The organism is Komagataeibacter intermedius TF2, from assembly GCF_000964425.1.
Classification (GTDB): Bacteria; Pseudomonadota; Alphaproteobacteria; order Acetobacterales; family Acetobacteraceae; genus Komagataeibacter; species Komagataeibacter intermedius.
In genome coordinates this window covers 1-1901 of sequence record NZ_BANF01000439.1, presented here as the reverse complement: position 1 = coordinate 1901, position 1901 = coordinate 1, and the positions used below count along the sequence as shown (strand labels likewise).

At 67.3% G+C, this 1901-nt stretch carries 1 protein-coding gene; it reads right to left on the bottom strand.

Features of this window, described 5'->3' with window-relative positions:
* Positions 1 to 1901, bottom strand: a 1901-nt coding sequence (gene dxs, locus B7449_RS17940) for a 1-deoxy-D-xylulose-5-phosphate synthase (protein ID WP_048883991.1), incomplete at both ends; no start/stop codon positions are given.

Sequence of the window (1901 nt, the reverse complement as noted above, 5' to 3'; positions counted from 1 at the left end):
GCATCCAGCCCGGCCTCATGGTACTGGGCGGCCTGGGTGTTGTGGTCGATGAAGCGGTCGGGCAGGGTCATGGGGCGGAAGCGCACGCGGTCCAGCAGGCCGGTTTTGGCCAGATGGGTCATGACATAGCTGCCGAATCCGCCAACCGAGCCTTCCTCGATGGTGATCAGCACGGCGTGGTTGCGCGCCAGCTGCTCGACCAGGGCCGTGTCGATCGGCTTGGCGAAGCGGGCGTCGGCCACGGTGGGGGACAGGCCCTGTGCCGCCAGCATGTCGGCCGCCTTCAGCGCGTCCGCCAGCCTTGGCCCGAGCGACAGGATGGCGATGCCGCCCTGTTCCGGCCCGGACTGCCGGGTCATTTCACGCACGATTCGCCCGCGCCCGATCTCCAGGATCTGGCCCGCGGCCGGAAGCTCCAGCCCCAGCCCGCTGCCGCGGGGATACCGCAGGCCGATCGGGCCTTCGTCAAACGCGATGGAGGTCGCGGTCATGTGCAGCAGTTCCAGCTCGTTGCTGGGCGCCATCAGCGTCATGCCCGGCAGGCAGCCAAGGTAGGCGATGTCGAACGCGCCCGCATGGGTCGCGCCGTCGGCGCCCACCAGCCCCGCGCGGTCGATGGCGAAGCGCACCGGCAGCTTCTGCAGCACCACGTCATGCATCACCTGGTCATAGGCGCGCTGCAGGAAGGTGGAATAGATGGCGCAGAACGGGCGCAGCCCCTCGGTCGCCATGCCGGCGGCAAAGGTCACGGCGTGCTGTTCGGCAATGCCGACGTCAAAGAAACGGTCGGGATAGGCCCTGGCGAACTTGTCCAGCCCGGTGCCCGACGGCATGGCGGCGGTGATCGTGACGATTTTGTCGTCGGTCGCGGCCTGGCGGACCAGTTCCTTTGCAAAGACCGAGGTGTAGCTCGGCGGTCCGGACGGGCCCTTTTTCTGCTCGCCGGTCACGACATTGAACCTGGAGACCGCGTGATACTTGTCGCCCGCCGATTCGGCCGGGGTGTAGCCGTGGCCCTTCTCGGTAATCACATGCAGCAGCACGGGGCCGACATCCTCGGCGTCGCGCAGGTTGCGCAGGATGTGGACCAGCTGGTTCATGTCGTGGCCGTCAACGGGGCCGACATAATAGAAGCCGAGTTCCTCGAACAGCGTGCCGCCGGTCATGATGCCGCGCGCGTATTCATCGGCCTTCTTCGCCGTGCGTTCCAGGCGGCCGGGCAGGCGCTTGGCCATCTTGGCGGCAAGTTCGCGCAGGTTGAGGAACTTGCGCGACGACATGAGGCGCGAGAGGTAGCTCGACATCGCGCCGACCGGCGGCGCGATGGACATCTCGTTATCGTTCAGCACCACGATCAGGCGTTCGGCGCCCGGGCCGCAATGCGACGCGTTGTTCATGGCCTCGTACGCCATGCCTGCCGAGATCGAGCCATCGCCGATCACCGCGATCACGTTGCGCTCGCGGTAGGAGGGGTCTTCCTCCGCGCGCAGGTGGTGGGCGACGGCCATGCCGAGGCCGGCGGAAATGGAGGTCGAGGAATGCGCCGCGCCAAACGGGTCGTATTCGCTCTCGCTGCGCCGGGTGAAGCCCGACAGGCCGCCCGGCTGGCGCAGGGTGCGGATGCGCTCGCGCCGCCCGGTCAGGATCTTGTGCGGATAGGCCTGGTGGCCGACATCCCAGATCACCCGGTCATCGGGCGTGTCGAACACGGCATGCAGCGCCACCGTCAGTTCGACCACGCCCAGCGACGCGCCAAGGTGGCCGCCGGTGGTGGATACGGCATCGATCGTCTCGGACCGCAGTTCTTCCGCCAGCTGCTTCAGCTGCTCCACCGAAAGGTTGCGCATGTCATGCGGCATGCGAACCCGGTCAAGCTGAGGGTAGCGCCCAAGGGTCGGAAT